The sequence below is a fragment of the Pseudooceanicola antarcticus genome, assembly GCF_900215355.1.
Taxonomy (GTDB): domain Bacteria; phylum Pseudomonadota; class Alphaproteobacteria; order Rhodobacterales; family Rhodobacteraceae; genus Pseudooceanicola; species Pseudooceanicola antarcticus.
Genome location: NZ_OBEA01000002.1, coordinates 284,230 through 302,509 on the forward strand (window position 1 = coordinate 284,230; position 18,280 = coordinate 302,509).

17 protein-coding genes and 1 riboswitch are annotated in these 18,280 nt (G+C 68.8%); of the genes, 8 read left to right on the forward strand and 9 right to left on the reverse strand.

Annotated elements, in window-relative coordinates:
* Window positions 1-13 precede the first annotated feature (13 nt).
* A complete protein-coding gene (locus tag CRO50_RS05975; protein WP_097144974.1) occupies window positions 14-271 on the forward strand; it encodes a DUF6455 family protein in 258 nt (85 codons plus the stop codon).
* 115 nt (window positions 272-386) lie between these two features.
* Entirely contained in the window at window positions 387-641 is a 255-nt protein-coding gene (locus CRO50_RS05980) for a DUF6455 family protein (protein ID WP_097144975.1), read from the forward strand.
* 321 nt (window positions 642-962) lie between these two features.
* On the opposite strand, the gene rimO is transcribed toward CRO50_RS05980, so the two are convergent.
* Window positions 963-2,366, reverse strand: coding sequence for a 30S ribosomal protein S12 methylthiotransferase RimO (gene rimO, locus CRO50_RS05985; protein WP_097144976.1), 1,404 nt, complete (start codon window positions 2,364-2,366; stop codon window positions 963-965).
* Between the two features lie 101 nt (window positions 2,367-2,467).
* Here rimO and CRO50_RS05990 point away from each other — a divergent pair, with 101 nt between their 5' ends.
* Window positions 2,468-4,381 (forward strand): AsmA family protein, encoded by a 1,914-nt coding sequence (locus CRO50_RS05990; protein ID WP_097144977.1) that lies wholly within the window; start codon window positions 2,468-2,470, stop codon window positions 4,379-4,381.
* Between the two features lie 343 nt (window positions 4,382-4,724).
* Here the strand turns inward: CRO50_RS05990 and CRO50_RS05995 are convergent, their stop codons facing one another.
* The 4 genes from CRO50_RS05995 to meaB form a co-directional block, all read right to left on the reverse strand.
* Window positions 4,725-5,300, reverse strand: coding sequence for a GcrA family cell cycle regulator (locus CRO50_RS05995; RefSeq protein WP_097144978.1), 576 nt, complete (start codon window positions 5,298-5,300; stop codon window positions 4,725-4,727).
* 172 nt (window positions 5,301-5,472) lie between these two features.
* Entirely contained in the window at window positions 5,473-6,399 is a 927-nt protein-coding gene (gene argF, locus CRO50_RS06000) for an ornithine carbamoyltransferase (RefSeq protein WP_097144979.1), read from the reverse strand.
* 51 nt (window positions 6,400-6,450) lie between these two features.
* Window positions 6,451-7,638: an aspartate aminotransferase family protein gene (locus CRO50_RS06005; protein WP_097144980.1), complete on the reverse strand. Its 1,188-nt coding sequence runs from the start codon at window positions 7,636-7,638 to the stop codon at window positions 6,451-6,453.
* Between the two features lie 482 nt (window positions 7,639-8,120).
* Window positions 8,121-9,098 carry a methylmalonyl Co-A mutase-associated GTPase MeaB gene (gene meaB, locus CRO50_RS06010; protein WP_097144981.1) on the reverse strand — a complete coding sequence of 326 codons (978 nt, stop codon included), beginning with the start codon at window positions 9,096-9,098 and terminating at the stop codon, window positions 8,121-8,123.
* Window positions 9,099-9,250: 152 nt separating this feature from the next.
* On the opposite strand from meaB, the gene hrpB reads away from it, so the two are divergent.
* Both hrpB and rpmB read left to right on the forward strand, forming a co-directional pair.
* Window positions 9,251-11,674, forward strand: coding sequence for an ATP-dependent helicase HrpB (hrpB, locus tag CRO50_RS06015; protein WP_097144982.1), 2,424 nt, complete (start codon window positions 9,251-9,253; stop codon window positions 11,672-11,674).
* 199 nt (window positions 11,675-11,873) lie between these two features.
* Entirely contained in the window at window positions 11,874-12,161 is a 288-nt protein-coding gene (rpmB, locus tag CRO50_RS06020; protein ID WP_097144983.1) for a 50S ribosomal protein L28, read from the forward strand.
* Window positions 12,162-12,388: 227 nt separating this feature from the next.
* Here rpmB and CRO50_RS06025 read toward each other — a convergent pair whose 3' ends face one another.
* Window positions 12,389-13,084 (reverse strand): NAD-dependent deacylase, encoded by a 696-nt coding sequence (locus CRO50_RS06025; RefSeq protein ID WP_097144984.1) that lies wholly within the window; start codon window positions 13,082-13,084, stop codon window positions 12,389-12,391.
* 64 nt (window positions 13,085-13,148) lie between these two features.
* Here CRO50_RS06025 and CRO50_RS06030 point away from each other — a divergent pair, with 64 nt between their 5' ends.
* The 3 genes from CRO50_RS06030 to CRO50_RS06040 all read left to right on the forward strand — a co-directional run bounded on the left by CRO50_RS06030 (window position 13,149) and on the right by CRO50_RS06040 (window position 14,767).
* Entirely contained in the window at window positions 13,149-13,607 is a 459-nt protein-coding gene (locus CRO50_RS06030; protein WP_097144985.1) for a low molecular weight protein-tyrosine-phosphatase, read from the forward strand.
* A 226-nt stretch (window positions 13,608-13,833) separates the two neighbouring features.
* Window positions 13,834-14,385, forward strand: coding sequence for a DUF2087 domain-containing protein (locus CRO50_RS06035; RefSeq protein ID WP_097144986.1), 552 nt, complete (start codon window positions 13,834-13,836; stop codon window positions 14,383-14,385).
* Entirely contained in the window at window positions 14,378-14,767 is a 390-nt protein-coding gene (locus CRO50_RS06040; RefSeq protein ID WP_198431789.1) for a GFA family protein, read from the forward strand. The genes CRO50_RS06035 and CRO50_RS06040 overlap by 8 nt, the downstream gene beginning before the upstream one ends.
* 24 nt (window positions 14,768-14,791) lie before the next feature.
* Here CRO50_RS06040 and CRO50_RS06045 read toward each other — a convergent pair whose 3' ends face one another.
* The 3 genes from CRO50_RS06045 to CRO50_RS06055 all read right to left on the reverse strand — a co-directional run bounded on the left by CRO50_RS06045 (window position 14,792) and on the right by CRO50_RS06055 (window position 17,286).
* Window positions 14,792-15,109: a hypothetical protein gene (locus CRO50_RS06045; RefSeq protein WP_097144987.1), complete on the reverse strand. Its 318-nt coding sequence runs from the start codon at window positions 15,107-15,109 to the stop codon at window positions 14,792-14,794.
* 302 nt (window positions 15,110-15,411) lie between these two features.
* Entirely contained in the window at window positions 15,412-16,188 is a 777-nt protein-coding gene (locus tag CRO50_RS06050; protein ID WP_097144988.1) for an MBL fold metallo-hydrolase, read from the reverse strand.
* Between the two features lie 195 nt (window positions 16,189-16,383).
* Complete coding sequence (locus CRO50_RS06055; RefSeq protein WP_097144989.1) at window positions 16,384-17,286, reverse strand: DMT family transporter; 903 nt, start codon at window positions 17,284-17,286, stop codon at window positions 16,384-16,386.
* A gap of 77 nt (window positions 17,287-17,363) precedes the next feature.
* A riboswitch (FMN riboswitch) is annotated at window positions 17,364-17,493 on the reverse strand.
* Window positions 17,494-18,280 lie beyond the last annotated feature (787 nt).

Here is an 18,280-nt window from a genome sequence, read left to right on the forward strand (position 1 = left end):
GGAGGACGGCAGAATGGCACCGAAAGGCGATCCCAAAGTCCACTACTGGCACGTCCAGCGCATGGCGAAATCCCTGGGCTGCGACATGGCGCAGGCCATGTCCGAGGGGCGCCTGAGCTCCGAGGATTGGGTGGCCATGGTCGAGCGTTGCCGCGATTGCCAAAGCACCTGCGCCTGCCGCCGCTGGCTGCGGGCCGCCGAACTGGAAGACGCGCCGCGCGAGGCTGCCATGCCCGGCTGCGAGAATGCACTGGTCTTTGCCCATGTCTGACCGGGTCTGACACCCGGCAGCAGGCGAGGGCCGCGCGGATCGGCACGGAGCACAGCCGATCCGCATCAACATCAGGGCCCGATCTTGGGGCCACAAGGGACAAGGAACGAAACCGATGGGACTCTTCAGCCGCCTCGACAAGCACATGGATCTGATGACCGGCATGGCCGACAGGATCGGGGTCGACCTCGACCGGGCCCTGCAGAACGAGACCATGGCCGCTAGCTATCGCTCGGCCGTGCTGCGCTGCGCCACCTGCCGCGAGGCCGGGGCCTGCGCACAGTGGCAGGCCGCCCATGGCAAGGCCCATGTCACCCCGGACTACTGCCGCAACGCACAGTGGTTCTCTGGCATTTCCCGCTCCGAGTGATCCCTGGCCAGCCGGCCCCGAGAGATCGGGGTCGGGGCGGGACCCGGTTCCGGGCCGTGCCTTGGGGAAGGTGAGGCCCGAGATCGCCACGCGGGACGTCGACTGTCCACGCCGCTGGAGGGCGCGGTCGGACAGGGTCATGGCGACAGACCCCGTGGCGCAGGCGCCGGTGCGAGGAGAGATCCTCGGGCCGGCGCTCTAGTTTGCAAAGCCCCGTGTCGGGTCCTTTGCAAACCATCCCGTCCCGCTTTGCAAAGCGGGGCAGGCGGTCAGTTTTCCCGAGAGATTGCGGGGCGGGGCAGGGCAAGGCCCCTTGCGCCCTCAGCGGTCCAGGCGCTTGCCCCAGAGGTCGTATTCGCTGGCCTCGTCCACCTCGACCTGCAGGATGTCACCCGGCTTCAGGTCCTCGAAGTTCTCGTCGATGAAGAGGTTGCCGTCGATCTCGGGCGCATCAGCCCAGGTGCGGCAGGTGGCGCCATCCTCGTCGATCTCGTCGACGATGACCTCAAGCCGCTTGCCGACCTTGGCCTCGAGCCGCGCTTCCGAGATCGCTTGGGCCTTCTCCATGAAGCGGTCCCAGCGGTCCTGCTTCACCTCGTCGGGCACGTGGTCCGGCAGCTCGTTCGAGCGCGCGCCCTCGACGTTTTCGTACTGGAAGCAGCCGACGCGATCGAGCTGCGCCTCGTCCATCCAGTCCAGCAGGTACTGGAATTCTTCCTCGGTTTCGCCGGGATAGCCGACGATGAAGGTCGAACGCAGGGTGATGTCGGGGCAATCGGCGCGCCAGGCGGCGATCTCGTCCAGGGTTCTGGCGCTGGCCGCGGGCCGGGCCATGCGCTTCAGCACATCCGGGTGGGCGTGCTGGAAGGGGATATCCAGGTAGGGCAGCAGGCCATTGGCCGGGTCCGCCATCAGCGGGATCAGCTTGCGCACATGGGGGTAGGGGTAGACGTAGTGCAGCCGCACCCAGGCCCCCAGCGTGCCCATCTCGCGGCTCAGATCCAGGATGTGGCTCTTGACCTCTTCGCCCTTCCAGGGGTGCAGGTCATGCTTGCGGTCCACCCCATAGGCCGAGGTGTCCTGGCTGATCACCAGCAGCTCCTTCACCCCCGCCTCGACCAGCTTCTCGGCCTCGCGCAGCACCGCATGGGCGGGCCGCGAGGCCAGCTTGCCGCGCATGTCGGGGATGATGCAGAACTTGCACTTGTGGTTACAGCCTTCAGAGATCTTCAGGTAGCTGTAGTGGCGCGGGGTCAGGCTGACCCCGGACGCGGGCAGCAGGTCGACGAAGGGATCGGGGTCCGGCGGCACGGCGGCATGGACGGCATCCAGCACCTGCTCGTATTGATGCGGGCCGGTGACGGCCAGCACCTTGGGGTGCACGCCGGTGATATACTCGGGCTCCGCGCCGAGGCAGCCGGTGACGATCACCCGACCGTTCTCCTTCAGCGCCTCGCCGATGGCCTCGAGGCTTTCCGCCTTGGCACTGTCGAGGAACCCGCAGGTGTTCACGATCACCGCATCGGCGCCGGTGTAGTCGGGGCTGATGGCATAGCCCTCGGCGCGCAGCCGGGTCAGGATGCGTTCGCTGTCCACCAGCGCCTTGGGGCAACCAAGAGAGACCATGCCCAGCGAGGGCTGGCCGGGGCGCACGGGACCGTCGCCCAGGCGGGCGGCTGGGGCTAGATCGGGGCGGAGATCGGGCGGGTTCTGCATGGGCGGCATATAATGCAGGCCCGCGCACAGGGAAAGCCCCCGCGACGCCAGGGCGCTTGCCGCCCGGCGCGGGGGTGCTATCTTTCCCAAAAGACCCGAGGGAGGGGCTCATGCGGTGGATCATGCGGATAATCGGCGCGTTGGTGGTGGCGGTGATCCTGCTGGCAGCGGCCCTGCTGGCCTTGCCGGGCGACAAGATCGCCCGCATCGCGGCGGACCAGATCGAGGCCCGCACCGGCCGCGCGATCGAGATCAGCGGCGATACCAGCATCAGCTACTACCCCGTGCTCGGGGTCGAGACCGGCCCGGTCAGCCTGGCCAATGCGCCCTGGTCCGACAATGGCCCGATGTTCCGCGCCGAGGCGCTGAAGATCGGTGTCGACCTCGCCGCGCTGCTGGGCGGTGATATCCAGATCAAGGTGCTCGACGCCGAGGCGCCGCAGATCCTGCTGGAACGCAATGCCGAAGGCCTGGCCAACTGGCAGATCGCGGGCCCTGCCGATGCCGGGGCACCGACGGCCAGCCAGGCCACCGGCGGCGCGCTGACGCTCGAGACGCTCTTCGTCCGTGATGCGCGCATCCGCTACATCGACGCCCGCGCCGGGGCCGACCGGCGGCTGGAGGGTCTGGAGATGACGCTCTCCCTGCCCGAGGCCCGCGGTCCGGCAGAGCTGACGCTGAAACTGGCCATGCCCGGCGGCGAGATCACAGGCGAGGGCCGGGTCGAACGCGCGGCCGATTTCCTGGATGGCCAGGTCTCGCCCCTGTCGCTCAGCTTCGAGGCGCCGGGCGGCACGGCGACTTTCGACGGGCGCGGCGGTCTGGCCCCCGAGGCCACGGGTCGGCTTGAGCTTTCGGTCAGCGACGCGGCGCGGCTCTTCGAGGTGCTGGGAGAGGCGGCGGATCTGCCCGCGGCCCTGTCGCGGGATCTGGGGTTTGCCGGCGATGTCACGCTGACCCCCAATGGCCAGGTGTTCCTGCGCGATGGCATGCTGCGCGGCGCGGGCAACCAGGCCGGGATCGAGGCAGATCTGCGACCGGGCAAGGTCACGCAGGTCACCGCCCAGATCGCGGCGCAAAGCCTGGACCTGACCGGCTTCACTGGCGGAAGCGGCAGCGCCTCCTCGGGCGCGGGCTGGTCGCGCGCACCCATCGACGCCTCCGCCCTGGGGCTGATCGAGGGCGATATCGCACTCAGTGCGGGCACCCTCGCGCTCGGGGTGACGGAGCTGCGCAACCTCTCGACCCGGATCACCATCGACCGCTCCCGCGCCGTGGCGCAGATCTCGCGGCTTTCGGTCTTCGGCGGCTCGGTCACCGGGCAGTTGGTGGCCAACAACCGCGCGGGCCTGTCGATCGGAGGCGATCTTTCGGCCAGCGAGGTCGACCTGAACCGGATGCTCCGCGACCTGGCGGGCATCACCCGTTTCACCGGCAGCGCGGCGGCCCGGCTGAACTTCCTCGCTTCCGGCTCTTCGGTCGCGGCCTGGATGTCCTCGCTCTCGGGCGACGGCAGCCTCGAGACCGGGCGCGGCACGATCAGCGGCATTGACCTGGACCGGCTGTTCCGCTCGGGCGATGCCTCGGGCGGCACGACGATCTTCGACGCCACAAAGGCGAGCTTCTCGATCTCCGAGGGGGTGCTGCGCAACGATGACCTCAACATGCAGCTGGCCTCCATCACCGCCACGGGCGAGGGCACGGTGGACCTTGGGCAGCAGCGGCTGAACTACCTCTTCACCCCGGCGGCGCTGAAGGACGATCAGGGCCGGGGCATCGCCATCCCGGTGCGCATCCGCGGGCCCTGGTCCTCGCCGCAGATCCTGCCGGACCTGGAGCGGGCCATCCAGCTGAACGCCGATATCGACAAGCAGGAGCTGGAGCAGCGCGCCAAGGACAAGGTGCAGTCCGAGCTGCAGGATGCCCTCGGCGTCGAGCAGGGCGAGGGCGAAAGCGGAGAGGATGCCATTCGCCGTGGCCTGGAAGACAAGCTGAAGAACGAACTGCAAAATCTTTTCAAGTGAGCGACGTCCCGGAAACGATCCGGGGGATCGTTTCCGTCGCGAACGGGCGGAGCCCCAGACGTCCCGGAAACGATCCGGGGGATCGTTCCTGCTGCGAACGGGCGGAGCCCCAGGTCATCCGTTTGGGCACCGCCTGCGGCCCGCGTCGTGCCAACCGCCAATGCAGGACACCTCCGGCGGGAGTATCTGGAGCCGCCGAATGGATGCAGGCCCCCCTATACCCATCCGATGGCCACAAATACTGCGGGGGAGTCCGCCTTTGGCGGACGGGGGCAGCGCCCCCAACCCCACCAACGAAAAAGAGCCCCTGCGGGGGCTCTTCTCAACTCGGCTGCAGGGGCGCTCAGCGTTTGCGGTCGCGGCGCGAGGACATGGGCTGAAAGGCCACGCCCACATGGGCCTCGCAATAGGGCTTGCCGTTCTGGGCCGGCAGGCCGCAGAACCAGAAGTCGTCCGTTGCCGGATCGCCGACGGGCCATTTGCAGGTCCGCTCGGTCAGCTCCATCAGGGTCAGCTTCTTCGACTTCTTCTCGATCTCGCTGACCTTGGCCAGGGCCTCGGGGCTGATCTCGTTGGCCGAGGGCTGGGGCGGCAGGGGCTGGCCGGCGGGAATGATCGCCTTGCGCGCAGGCGAGGGCGCCGGGGCGGCAGCCTGGGCTGCGGGTTCCGGCTTGGGCTCGGGCGCCGGCGCTGCGGCCTCGCGCTTTGGCGCGGCCTTGGCCTTGGGCTCTGCCTTGGTTTGCGCGGCAGCGGGCTGCTGCGCTCCACCGCCAGAGCGGTTGGACAGGCCAAGACGGTGCACCTTGCCGATCACCGCGTTGCGGGTCACCCCGCCCAGTTCCTTGGCGATCTGGCTCGCCGACTGGCCTTCCGACCACATCTTCTTCAAGAGCTCGACGCGTTCGTCGGTCCAGGACATTGCGCTCTCCAATCCTTGTTCCGGCCGCGGCCCGCGGTCACGGGGGGCGGGGCCTCCCGCCTTGCGGCAGGGGCCCCGTCCTGAATTCAGTCCCCTATACTAGTCAAGGGGCGCGGAGTTACAAGGTATCATTGCCGCGGCAGGATACCCCCGGCCCGCTTCCGCCGGGACATCAGAGCCCGAGGCACCAGCGCATGACGGCCTTCTGGGCGTGCAGGCGGTTCTCGGCCTCGTCGAAGATCACCGACTGCGGCCCGTCCATCACCTCGGATGTCACTTCCTCGCCGCGATGCGCGGGCAGGCAGTGCATGAAGACGGCCTGTTCGCCGGCGGCCTGCATCAGGGGCGTGTTGACCTGGTAGGGGCGCAGCATGTTGTGGCGCCGCTCGCGGGTGCTTTGCGCGTCATGCATCGACACCCAGGTGTCGGCGACGATGATGTCGGCGCCCTCGACGGCGCGGTTCGGGTCGCGCTCGATCACCACGTTGCTGCCCTGGTCGCGGGCGAAGCCGATGGCCTTGGGATCGGGGTCCAGCTGCATGGGCCCCGAGAAGGTCAGGTCGAAGCCCAGCTGGCCCGCCGCGTGCAGCATCGAGGCGCAGACGTTGTTTCCGTCTCCGACCCAGACCACCTTCTTGCCCTTTATCGGGCCGCGGTGCTCTTCATAGGTCATCACGTCGGCCATGATCTGGCAGGGGTGGCTTTCGTTGGTCAGCCCGTTGATCACCGGCACCGAGGCATGTTCGGCCAGCTCGTGCAGGATCGATTCCTCGTTGGTCCGGATCATGATCATGTCCACGTAGCGGCTGAGCACGCGGGCGGTATCGGCGATGCTCTCGCCGTGACCCAGCTGCATCTCGCCGCCCGACAGCACCATGGTCTGCCCGCCCATCTGGCGCACGCCGACGTCGAAGCTGACACGGGTCCGGGTCGAGGGCTTCTCGAAAATCAGGGCCACCATGCGACCGGCCAGCGGCTGGATGTCATCGGGCATGCCCTTGGGGCGATCCTCGCGGGCCACCTTCATGGCGCGGGCCTCGTCCAGCATGTGCCGGATCTCGTCGCGGTCGGTGGTGTGGATATCAAGGAAATGTTTCATCTGGTCTCTCGCGGGCCGCACCTGGCGACCCGCCCTCTGATTGGCGCAGGCTCAGCCGGCTTTCGTCGTTTCAAGGGCGGCCTTGGCGGCCCGGTCCAGCCGGTCGACGGCCTCGCCGATCTCTTCGTCACTGATGGTCAGCGGCGGCAGCAGGCGCACCACGTTGTCGGCGGCGGGCACGGTGATCAGCTCCTTTCCATAGGCGGCCTGGACCAGCTCGCCGCAGGGCAGCTTGCACTTGAGCCCGACCATGAGACCCTGGCCGCGCACGGCCTCGAAGACCTCGGGGTTCCCGGCCACCAGCCCTTCCAGCTTCTGGCGCAGCAGGCTGCCCTTGCGGGCGACCTCTTCCAGGAAACCGGCGTCGGCCACCTTGCGGATCACCGCGTTGCCGATGGCGCAGCCCAGCGGGTTGCCGCCGTAGGTCGAGCCATGGGTGCCGGCGACCATGCCCTTGGCGGCCTCCTCGGTGGCCAGCACGGCGCCCAGCGGGAAGCCGCCGCCGATGCCCTTGGCGACCATCATGATGTCGGGCGTGATCGAGGACCACTGGTGGGCGAAAAGCTTGCCGGTCCGGCCCACGCCGCATTGCACCTCGTCCAGGATCAGCAGGCAGCCCTTCTCGTCGCAGAGCGCCCGCAGGGCCTTCATCTCGGCGGGCTCGAGCGGCCGGATGCCGCCCTCGCCCTGCACCGGCTCGATGATCACGGCAGCGGTCTCATCGGTGATGAGGGCCGAGAGGGCCTCCCAGTCGCCCCACTTGGCCTGCTTGAAGCCAGGCAGCAGGGGGCCGAAGCCCTTGACCATCTTCTCGGTGTTCACCGCGGCGATGGCAGCGGAAGAGCGGCCATGGAAGGCCCCGTCGAAGGCGATGATCTCGACCTTCTCGGGCTTGCCGCTCTCGTACCAGTATTTCCGCGCCATCTTCACGGCCAGCTCCATGGATTCGGTGCCGGAATTGGTGAAGAAGACGGTATCGGCGAAGGTGGCCTCGACCAGGCGCCTGGCCAACTCTTCCTGCTGCGGGATCTCGTAGAGGTTGCTGAGGTGCCAGAGCTTCTGGCCCTGCTCGGTCAGCGCCGCCACCAGGTCGGGGTGCGAATGGCCAAGCGCATTGACGGCGATGCCCGCGCCCATATCGAGGAATCGGCGCCCGTCCTCCTCGATCAGCCAGGAGCCTTCGCCCTTCACGAAATGAAGCGGCGCACGGTTGTAGGTCGGCAGAACAGGAGGGATCATCTGATGTCCTTCAGTTGCAGGAGGCCCTGAATGAGCATGCGCTCGTGGGCCAAGTCAAGTTTTCGAGGGTGGGAAAAGCGCGCCCTGTTGTGCGGGCGCAGGATCGGCAGCAGCCGCGCTCCTCGGGGGGAGGCGGATCTCAGACGCTTCGGCGTCGGCGGATATCTGCAGTGCAAGCGATCATGTCGTGGCCCTTACGGCAAGCGCGGCGCCTTGCAAAGCGAAAAACTGCGCGCCCCATCCCGCTGCGTCCCGCCCGTGGCGCGGTTGCACCGCCTCCGGCGGGAGTATTTTCAGCCTGGTGATGAAACAGGTCCTGCCGAAATGGCGCCCTCCTTCTGTTTCGAGGGCTTGCACGCTCTCGTAGGCAGAAGGAGGGAGCCCGGAAGGGCACTGTCCCGCTGCATCACCAGGCTGAAAGTACTCCGGGGGTGAATTGAGCCCGCGAGGGCTCAAGAGGGGGCAGGGCCCCCTTCGCGCCTCTAACCTTTGCGCAGGCTTTCCAGCATCTGCGCCGCCGCCAGCGACGGCGTCAGCGCGCCCGAGGCCACCTTGCCGGCCAGCCTCTCCATCTGCGCCTTCGCCGCGCCGCGTTCCAGTTCGGCCAGCAGGGCCTGGCGGACCTCTTCGGCGAACCAGTAGCGGGCCTGGGCGGCGCGGGCGCGATCATGGTGACCTTCCGCGCGGCGCCAGTCGGCCAGCGCGGACATCTCTTCCCAGGCCTTTGCCAGCCCCTCTTCGGCCAGTGCCGAGACCATCATCGCCTTGGGGAAACCCTCGGGGTCCTGAGGGCGCTTGCGCAGCAGGCGCAGGGCGCCGGCGTAATCGGCGCAGGTGCGGGTGGCGGTGGCTTTCAGGTCACCGTCGGCCTTGTTGACCAGGATCATGTCGGCCATTTCCATGATGCCGCGTTTCACCCCCTGCAGCTCGTCGCCGCCCGCAGGCGCCAGCAGAAGCAGGAAGAGGTCGGAGATCTCGGCCACCACGGTTTCCGACTGGCCCACGCCCACGGTCTCGATCAGCACCACGTCGAAGCCCGCCGCCTCGCAGAGCGCCACCGCCTCGCGGGACCGCCGCGCGATGCCGCCGAGGTGGGTCTGGCTGGGCGAGGGGCGGATATAGGCGAGGGGGGCACGGGCCAGGCGCGGCATCCGGGTCTTGTCGCCGAGGATCGAGCCTCCGGTACGCGCCGAGGAGGGGTCGACCGCCAGCACGGCGACCTTCAGCCCCCGTTCAGTCAGCATCATGCCGAAGCTCTCGATGAAGGTCGACTTGCCGACCCCCGGCGTGCCCGAGAGACCGATGCGCAGGGCCTGCCGGCCGGTTGCAGAGAGCGCCTGCAGCAGCTCTGCCGCCTGCGCCCGGTGGTCGTCGCGGCCGCTTTCGACCAGCGTGATGCCACGGGCCAGCGCGCGGCGGTCGCCCGCGCGGATCTGATCTGCAAGCTTGGTGATGTCCATGCGGCTCCTCCGGTTCCCGTCGGGTCTAGCCGCTGGCGGGGCGCTGCGTCCAGAGGGCGGCGGTGGCGCAGAGGGCGTTTCCAGGGCAAGGCCCGACACCCGGCGAGCGGCAGGTGGTGGACCTTGGCCGCGCCGCTGGCGCATAAGGCGGCATGAGCGCTTCCAACCTTCGCCTACCCATCGACGATGCCCTGCCAGAGCTGATCGCGGCCCTGCGCGCCTCGGGCCGTGCCGTGCTTCAGGCCCCGCCCGGTGCGGGCAAGACCACGCGGGTGCCGCTGGCGATGCTCGACGCGGGCCTGACCCCTGACCGCATCCTGATGCTCGAGCCCCGCCGCCTCGCCGCCCGTGCCGCGGCCGAACGCATGGCGCAGACCCTGGGCGAACGCGCCGGCGAGACCGTGGGCTACCGGGTGCGCGGAGAGGCGAAGGTCGGCAAAGCCACGCGCATAGAAGTGGTGACCGAGGGCATCCTGACCCGGATGATTCAGTCCGACCCCGAGCTGTCGGGTGTCGGCGCGGTAATCTTCGACGAATTCCACGAACGCTCCCTGAACGCCGACCTCGGGCTGGCGCTCTGCCTCGAAATCGCAGGGGCGCTGCGCGAGGACCTGATCCTGGTGGCCATGTCCGCCACCCTCGATGCCGCGCCGGTGGCCGAGCTGATGGGCGGCGCGCCGGTCGTTACCTCCGAAGGTCGCGCCTTCCCGGTGGAGCTGACCCATGCCGACAAGCCGCTGCGCAAGGGGCGGGATCTCTGGCCCGACCTCGCCGCCCTTGTCACCCGCGCTGTTGAGGAAACCGAAGCCGGGGTTCTGGTCTTCCTGCCCGGCGCCGGAGAGATCAACCGACTGGCAGGCCTGCTGGAGGGCCGGGTCCCGAAGCACTGTCATATCCGCCCCCTCTACGGCGCGATGAAATTCGCCGATCAGCGCGCCGCGCTGGAGCCTGCCGCCTCGGGGCGCAATATCGTGCTGGCGACCTCCATCGCCGAGACCTCGCTGACCATTCCCGACGTGCGCGCGGTGGTGGATGCGGGGCTGTCGCGCCGCGCCCGCTTCGATCCCGGCGCGGGCATGTCGCGGCTGGTGACCGAGAAGGTCTCTCGTGCCGAGGCCGATCAGCGCGCCGGTCGCGCGGGTCGCGTGGCGCCGGGCCGCTGCTACCGCGCCTGGACGAAGGGCGAGGAGGGGGCGCTGCCCGCCTATCCCCCGGCCGAGATCGAGGCGGCGGATCTCTCGGGGCTGGTGCTGGAGCTGGCGCTCTGGGGCGCGGGCCCGGATCAGCTGGCCTTCCTGACCCCGCCGCCCGAGGGTGCCTATGCCGAGGCGCGGGCCCTGTTGCGCCTGCTGGGCGCGCTGGATGATCACGGCATCACCGAACATGGCCGCAAGCTGGCCGGGCTGCCGCTGCATCCACGGCTGGCCCATATGCTGGCGCTGGCAGGCCCCTCTGCCGCGCCGCTGGCCGCGCTTCTGGCCGATCGTGATCCGATGGCGCGCGGCGCGCCGGTCGACCTGACCCTGCGCCTGAGGGCGCTGGCAGGCGAACGCGAGGCCCGCGCCGATGCCGGGGCCCTGGCCCGCATCCGCACCGAGGCCCGGCGGCTGGCCCGCCAGGCCGGCCCGGAGGCCCATCTGTCGCCCGCCGAGATGGCGGCGTTGGCCTATCCCGACCGCATCGGGCTGCGCCGTCCGGGCGAGGCGCCGCGCTTCCTGCTGTCGGGGGGCAAGGGGGCGGTGCTGCCTTCCGAGGACCCGCTGGCGGGCGCGCGGCTCATCGTGGCCATGGACCTGGACGGAGACCCGCGCGAGGCGAAGATCCGGCAGGCGGCGCAGATCGGCGAGGGCGAGCTGCGCGCGCTCTTTCCCGAGCGAATCGAAACCTGCCACATCTGCGAGTGGTCGCGCCGCGACCGCCGCGTGCTGGCGCGCGAGCAGGAGCGTCTGGGGGCCATCGCCCTTTCCGACCGCGCCTGGAAGGATGTCGATCCGCAGATGCAGGCCGAGGCCATGCTGGAGGGGGTGCGCGAGCTGGGGCTCTTCCCCTCGAAAGCGGCTGAGCTGTTCCTGGCGCGGGCGCGGATGATGGGCGAGGATTTCCCGGATTTCTCGGAGGCCGCGCTGATGGACAGCCTGGAGGAGTGGTTGCTGCCGCATCTGACGGGGGTGCGCAGTCAGGACGACTGGAAGCGATTCGATCTGCTGCCCGCGCTGCGGGGGCGGCTCAGCTGGGACGAGGGGCAGATGCTGGACCGCGAGGTGCCGGCGCAGTTCACCACGCCCCTGGGCCGCAAGATCGCCATCGACTATTCCGGAGAGGACCCGGCCATCGCGCTGCGCCTGCAGGAGATGTTCGGCCAGACCCGCCACCCCACCGTGGCGGGCCGCCCGCTGGTGGTGACGCTGCTCTCTCCGGCGGGGCGGCCGGTGCAGGTGACCCGCGATATCCCCGGATTCTGGACAAATTCCTATCCCGATGTGCGCAAGGACATGCGCGGCCGCTACCCCAGGCACCCCTGGCCCGAGGATCCGCGCGAGGCCGATCCGACCCTGCGGGCAAAGCGCAGGTCCTGAGGGCAGGGGGCAGGCCGCCCAGGGCGAGGCCACCAGTTGACCCTTCGTCGCTCGCCGAATGTCATCCTTGCGAAGCTCTTGACCTCCCCTCCGGCAGCGCGTAATGACGCGCAACGAGATTCAGGGCGCCGCCCATAGCGGTGCCCGTTTGTATTGTACGGGGCGCGAACTGCCCTTCTGACCAGACGAGGATAGACCCATGTCGCGCCGCTGCGAACTGACCGGTAAAGGCCCGATGACTGGCAACAACGTCAGCCACGCCAACAACAAGACCCGCCGCCGTTTCCTGCCCAACCTGAACGACGTTTCGCTGCGTTCGGAGACCCTGGGCCGTAACATCAAGCTGCGCATCTCGGCTTCGGCCCTGCGCTCGGTCGACCACCGCGGTGGCCTCGACAAGTTCCTGGAAAAGGCGAAGGACGCGGAACTCTCCGACACCGCGCTGAAGGTCAAGAAAGAGATCGCCAAGGCACAAGCTTCGGCCTGATCCTTTCGATCCCTTGAAGATTTCGACAGCCCTGCCATTCGGCGGGGCTGTTTGCTTTTCGGGGGGTGGCGGAAGAGGGGGCTCTGCCCCCATCTCCGTGCCGGAGATTCCCCCGCAGTATTTGTGGCCATCGGATGGGAGCAAGGGGCTCTTTCCCCTATCCGATGGCTGAAAATACTGCCGCCGGAGGCCCCCGGTGCAGCGCGTGCGAGGGCGGGGCAGGGCGCTCAGCCCTCCGCCAGAAGCTCTTCGACCCAGACCGGTACGATCTCTGTGGCCCTGCCTTCGCGCGCCTCGGCGAAATCGCTGCGGACCGAGGAGGCTTCCAGGTTCAATTCGACGCAATGGGCGCCTGCGGCATCGGCGATCTGAACGAATCCGGCGGCCGGGTAGACATTGCCCGAGGTGCCGATGGCGGCAAAATAGCTGCAGGTCTCGAGGTGGGCGAGGATCTCGTCCATGTGGTAGGGCATCTCTCCGAACCAGACGATATCGGGACGGCCGGCGGGGGCGGCGCAGGCGGGGCAGGGCTCGCCCACGCGCATATCGGCAGGGGCCGTCCAGCGGTGGCCGCAGGCGGCGCAGAGGGCCTGGGCCAGCTCTCCGTGCATGTGCAGAACCGAAGTGGCGCCACCGGCCTCGTGCAGGGCGTCGACGTTCTGGGTGACCAGCACGACCTCTCCGGGGTGCGCGTCTTGCAGCTTCGCCAAGGCGTGATGAGCGGCATTGGGCTGCGCCTGCGCGGCGGCGGCACGGCGGGCGTTGTAGAAGCCCTGCACGAGCGCGGGATCGCGCGCGAAGCCTTCCGGAGAGGCAACGTCCTCGATCCGGTGACGCTCCCAGAGGCCGCCCGCATCGCGGAAGGTTCCCAGCCCGCTCTCGGCGGAAATACCCGCGCCCGTCAGCACCACGATTTTGTCCATCGGCCCTTTTCCTTCCCCGTGTCAGCCCCTAGCCTGCCTGCGAGACTGCCGCAGGAGCGCCGCCATGACCACCTCGATCCTCTTCGTCTGCCTCGGAAATATCTGCCGTTCGCCCTCTGCCGAGGCGGTGATGCGGCAGGTGGCGCCGGAGCTTTCGCTGGACAGCGCAGGCACCGGCGGCTGGCATGCCGGAGAGCCGCCCTATGGCCCGATGCAGGCCGCCGCACGGGCGCGGGGCTACGAGATGTCCGACCTGCGCGCGCGCCAGTTCCGCAGGAGCGACTTCCAGGATTTCGACCTGATCCTGGCCATGGATGCCCAGAACCTTGCCGATATCGAGGCGCAGCGACCGCAGGGCAGCACGACCCCGGTGAAGCTTTTTACCGATTACCTGCCCGAGACCAGCGGCTTTGCCGGGGCGAGCGAGGTGCCCGATCCCTATTACACCCGCGATTTCGACGGCGCGCTGGCTCTCATCGAGGACTGCGCCGCGGGGCTCAGGGCCGCCACCGTGGCGGGCTGAGCGCCATCTGCGTCGCGGACCCGGCTCGGGGCCTGTCACGGGTCTCGTCCCGCTTGCCTGCGCGCCGCTGACCGGGCTATCCTGAGGGTGGTCGGCAGAACCAAGGCGCGCTGCCCCGAGAGGGGATGCTAAACCCTGCCATTTCGCACAGGTCTGACGGATATCCCTCCTGCCCTGTCGTCCAAGCAGCGACCGACGTGTTTCCGGGGCATGCCACGAGGACGATATGCCACGACAGATGATTCCGCTGACCCATGCGGACCTTTCCAGCTTTGCCCGAAACCTCTCCGGTCAATTGGCCGCGCACGAGGGTGCCCCTTCGCATCTGCAGTTGCTGAACATGCTGGCGCGGGCGGCGGGCTACCGAAACCTGCAGCAGATGCGCGCCTCTGCCGCCGCTGGCGGGCGGCTGGCAACACGGTCCGAGGCGCCTGCCGACCTGCGCCGGGTGGAACGCGCTCTGCACCAGTTCGATGCCGAGGGGCGTCTGCGCCACTGGCCCGCGAAACGGCAGATGCGGGCGCTTTGTCTCGCCGCGCTCTGGGCGCGACTGCCGGCAGAGCGGCTGATGACCGAGAAAGAGGTCAATGCCTGCCTGGATGCCGCCCATCTCTTTGCCGATCCGGCGCAGCTGCGCCGCGAGCTGGTCTCGGAAGGGTTGCTGAGTCGCAACCGCGATGGCTCTGACTACCGGCGCATCGAGGCCGCGCCATCGGCCGAGGCCCGGGCCCTGATCCGGGAACTGGCGCAGTGCATGAAGGCGCGGGCCGATGTCTGAGCTGCATCACGGAAGCTGCCTCTGCGGCGCGGTGCGCTTTACCGCGCGCGGCGCCCTGGGAAAGGTCACCGCCTGCCATTGCAGCCTCTGCCGCAAGCATTCGGGCCATTTCGACGCCAGCTGCGAGGTCAAGAAGTCAGACCTGCGGATCGAAGGTGAAGAGGCACTGCGCTGGTACGCCGCCACGCCGAAGGCCCGGCGCGGTTTCTGCGCTACCTGTGGGGCGTCGCTTTTCTTCGACCCGCCGCACCTGGATTGGGTCGGGGTCTCGATGGGCGCCTTCGACGGGCCCACGGGGACCCGGCTGGCGCTGCACATCTTCTGTGCCGACAAGGGCGACTACTACGACATCACCGACGGGCTGCCGCAGAACGCCCAGTAGCCCCGGCCAGCGCAGGGGCAGGCGTCAGGAGGCGCATTGCTCCTGCGCGATCGAGCCGAAGTAGCTGTACTTTTCCCAGAAGCGCTCATCCGAGCGGGAGGCGGACATCTTCATGTCCTGCGCCTTGTCGGGGCTGCGAAAGAGCTTGGCCGCCGTGCGCTGGTCGCGCGAGGAAAGCACAAGGTCCGCCACCCCCTGGATGCAGCCGCAAAGCTGGTAGGAGGCCGCGCCATTGGGCGACTTCAGGCAGGCCTTGCGAATCGTGTCCGCCTGGGCGCCGCCCGGAATGGTCAGAAGTGCAAAAGCCGCTGCGGCCAGCGCCGCTCGGGTGGAAATCGTCATGCCGTCACTGCCTTGTCCCCGCCGGCCCGAGAGTTGCTCCCCCCGTGGTCCGGCCTCGTTAACAAATCGGCGGCACGTGCCTGTAGCCGCCAAGAAACATGGCGCGGAGGATGCCATATCCTGTGAATTTCTCAACCTTGCCGCAACGACGGCGGGCGGATCGGCGGGCCTCGGCCCGTCGGGCGGTGTGGCGCAAGTGGATGGGCTTGCCGGAACGGCGAACGGGCGGGGAAATGCCCCGCCCGCTGCCTGATCCGATGAGTCGCCGAAGGCGACGAGGGCCGATACTCAGGCCCCGTTACTCAGTCCCCGTACCAGCCGCCGCGCTTGACCTCGGTGCCCTCGCCCTCGTCGGCCAGCAGTTGCTCGAAGAGGTCCAGGTCGGAGCCGCGGTAGTGGTAGGGGTAGACCACCTTCGGCGCGAAGGCCGCGACACCGGAGGCCGCCTGGGCCTCGGTCATCGTGTAGGGCAGGTTGAAGGGCACGAAGGCCAGGTCGATGCCTTCCAGGGCGCGCATCTCGGGCGTGTCCTCGGTATCGCCGGCGATGTAGATCCTCAGCCCGTCGACCGTGATGACATAGCCGTTATCGCGTCCCTCGGGGTGATAATCCAGCCGGCCCTCGGTGTAATTGTAGGCGGGGATGGCGGTCAGCTCATAGCCCAGGAGGCTGCCGCTGTCGCCATTGGCCATGACGGTGTTGGAGCCCTGCAGGCTCTCGTCCAGGCTCTCGGCCACCGTGGGATTGGTGATCATCGGCACGGCGCCGGCGCGCTCGGTCAGACCGGCGAGGGTCTCGGGGTCGAAGTGGTCGCCGTGGTGGTGGGTGATCAGGATGGCATCGGTGGCGGGCAGGGCGGCATAGGCCTCGGCTCCGCCGACGGGATCCACGTAGATCCGGCCCGCCGGCGTGTCCATGACGAAGCTGGCATGGGCGACGGGGTGGATCGAGACCTGCCCCGAGGCGGTCTCGTAGACATCTCCGGTCAGGTTCTGCGCCATGGCGGCGAAGGGCCGAAGAAGCGGGGCCCCGGCAGCGGTGGCAATGGCGGTGGTCATCAGTCTTCTGCGTGTCAGCATCACGTCCTCCTCGGATTTGCTGGCGTCACATTTCTGCTGTTCCGGGCAAAAGGTAGCGCGCAGGGCGCCTGCGTCGTCTCACATTCACGTCAGACGCAGGGGCCTGCGCGCCTTGCCGCCGGGGTAAGGCAAAGGCCCGAGGCGATCGTTGCGCCTCGGGCCCCTGCCTGTCCGCTCTGGATCTGACGGCGCGGTCTAGGCCGTCGCCGCGCCCCTGCGTTCCTGCTCCAGCAGGTAGAAGGAGGCGGCGACGATCAGCGCCGAGCCCGCCCACATGCTGCCCGGCGGCACGAAGCCGAAGGCCAGCACGCCGAGGCCCACGTTCAGCGGCAGTTTCACGTGGTCGAAGGGTTGCAGGTAGCCCGCATCCGCCAGGCTGTAGGCCCGCGCGATGGCATATTGCGCCGCCGCGGTCAGCAGCCCGGCCAGCACCAGCAGCCCAAGGGCGAAACTGCCCGGCACCAGGCTGCCGATGGCCGCGCCCTCGGGCAGGGCCACCAGGGCGAGCACCGCATTGGCCGGGGTGAGCAGCAGCAGCAGGTGAAGGGTTAGCGCCTCGGGGGCCTCCTCGCGGGTTAGCCGCTTGGTCAGGAGCGAGGTCCCGGCCCAGAGCGCCGCCGCGCCGACGGGCATCAGGGCGGCGGTCGAGAAGGCCTCGGACCAGGGCGCCAGCAGGATCATGCCCCCGCTGAGCCCGCCCAGCACCGCCAGCCAGCGGCGCGCGGGCGTGGGTTCCCGCAGGATCAGCGCCGCGCCCAGGGTGACGAAGAAGGGCGAGAGCAGGATCAGCGCCGAGGCCTGCCAGATCGGCACCCAGGCCAGGCTCGCCACCCAGAGCTGCACGCCGAGCACGGCGCAGCTGGCGCGCATCAGGTGCAGGCCGGGCTGGCGCATGGCCCAGGCGGAGCGCGCCCGCGACAGGGCCCAGGGCAGGGCCAGGGCGGTGGCCGTCAGGTACTGCCAGAAGGCGATGGTGGGGCCGGGGAGGTGCAGCTCCATGGCGATGTATTGTGTGAGGGTGTTGTAGAGCGCGAAGATCGCGCCCGCGGTGACCATCATCGCCGCGCCACGCGCGGGGTTCCGGGTCGAGTGAGTCATGCGGTGTCCTTTCCAAACGCATAACCCAAGGCTGTCCGGGACAGGTCCGCCGGCCCGCGAGGCGGGGGCGGGATCTCTCCCGTTCTCTTCCATCCGGACTATGACCGTCGGCCCCGGAGTTCCACCGGATCTGCTGTCCCTCTCGCTGAGAGGCGCTCGCGGGCTATCACCGCCGGTGGGGAATTCCGCCCCGCCCTGAGAACAACACGGCCTGACTGGCCGCGGGCGGAAGGTATGGGGGCGGGGAGGGGAGCGCAAGGCAGGACGGTGCGGAGGAGGATGTGCGGGGATGTGGAGGTGGGGGATGCTCGTTGCGACGCGTGGATGGGGGCTTCGTCCCCCGTCGCCGGAGGACGGCAGGTAGAGGGAGGAGGGGGCACTGCCCCCCCCCGTCGCCGGATGGCGACACGTAGAAGGGGAAGGGGGCTCTGCCCCGTCGCTGCGCGACACTCCCCCCGACGTATTTTCGGCAAGCTGAAAGAGGGGGCGGCTTGCTTTGTGGTTGGCGGGGCGCGAGCGGCCATGTCGGAGGCGTTGAACGACAGCGCAGAGGTGCCGCGTGCGGGACCAAGTGGTGACGCCTGCCAGAGATCTCGCCCGGCGGCACGCCGGGCGGCGCCCGACTGCGGGGCGCGCGATCGGCGCTCAAACCGTCCCCTGGACGGTTTGCCATGCTGTGCATGGATCGCACCTCATCCCCGGGAGGGCGCATCGGCAAGGTCTTTCGCTAAAGGCTGTACGGTGCTTCTGGAGGGCGCCGCGCGATGAGCTGGCGTTGCGGAGCGCCCACCCAGGGTCGGGCGCCGCCCTGGGGGTTCAGGCCTCGATAGTCGCGTAGGGTGGGTGAAACCCACCGCCAAGGCTGGTCCCATCTTCTTGCTTGCTTAGACCGCACAATTTTCGCACGCTCCGATCAGCTACCTGATCACGCGGCTGTCATTTTCTGAATTGCCGCAAGCGTTCGGACGTGCTTATCTTGGGGCGCCGATCGCCG

Excerpts from the sequence above, each read along its gene's own strand:
- CRO50_RS05975 (WP_097144974.1), top strand. The coding sequence starts at position 14 with ATGGCACCGAAAGGCGATCCCAAAGTCCACTACTGGCACGTCCAGCGC.
- CRO50_RS05980 (WP_097144975.1), top strand. The coding sequence starts at position 387 with ATGGGACTCTTCAGCCGCCTCGACAAGCACATGGATCTGATGACCGGC.
- rimO (WP_097144976.1), bottom strand. The coding sequence starts at position 2,366 with ATGCCGCCCATGCAGAACCCGCCCGATCTCCGCCCCGATCTAGCCCCA.
- CRO50_RS05990 (WP_097144977.1), top strand. The coding sequence starts at position 2,468 with ATGCGGTGGATCATGCGGATAATCGGCGCGTTGGTGGTGGCGGTGATC.
- CRO50_RS05995 (WP_097144978.1), bottom strand. The coding sequence starts at position 5,300 with ATGTCCTGGACCGACGAACGCGTCGAGCTCTTGAAGAAGATGTGGTCG.
- argF (WP_097144979.1), bottom strand. The coding sequence starts at position 6,399 with ATGAAACATTTCCTTGATATCCACACCACCGACCGCGACGAGATCCGG.
- CRO50_RS06005 (WP_097144980.1), bottom strand. The coding sequence starts at position 7,638 with ATGATCCCTCCTGTTCTGCCGACCTACAACCGTGCGCCGCTTCATTTC.
- meaB (WP_097144981.1), bottom strand. The coding sequence starts at position 9,098 with ATGGACATCACCAAGCTTGCAGATCAGATCCGCGCGGGCGACCGCCGC.
- hrpB (WP_097144982.1), top strand. The coding sequence starts at position 9,251 with ATGAGCGCTTCCAACCTTCGCCTACCCATCGACGATGCCCTGCCAGAG.
- rpmB (WP_097144983.1), top strand. The coding sequence starts at position 11,874 with ATGTCGCGCCGCTGCGAACTGACCGGTAAAGGCCCGATGACTGGCAAC.
- CRO50_RS06025 (WP_097144984.1), bottom strand. The coding sequence starts at position 13,084 with ATGGACAAAATCGTGGTGCTGACGGGCGCGGGTATTTCCGCCGAGAGC.
- CRO50_RS06030 (WP_097144985.1), top strand. The coding sequence starts at position 13,149 with ATGACCACCTCGATCCTCTTCGTCTGCCTCGGAAATATCTGCCGTTCG.
- CRO50_RS06035 (WP_097144986.1), top strand. The coding sequence starts at position 13,834 with ATGCCACGACAGATGATTCCGCTGACCCATGCGGACCTTTCCAGCTTT.
- CRO50_RS06040 (WP_198431789.1), top strand. The coding sequence starts at position 14,378 with ATGTCTGAGCTGCATCACGGAAGCTGCCTCTGCGGCGCGGTGCGCTTT.
- CRO50_RS06045 (WP_097144987.1), bottom strand. The coding sequence starts at position 15,109 with ATGACGATTTCCACCCGAGCGGCGCTGGCCGCAGCGGCTTTTGCACTT.
- CRO50_RS06050 (WP_097144988.1), bottom strand. The coding sequence starts at position 16,188 with ATGCTGACACGCAGAAGACTGATGACCACCGCCATTGCCACCGCTGCC.
- CRO50_RS06055 (WP_097144989.1), bottom strand. The coding sequence starts at position 17,286 with ATGACTCACTCGACCCGGAACCCCGCGCGTGGCGCGGCGATGATGGTC.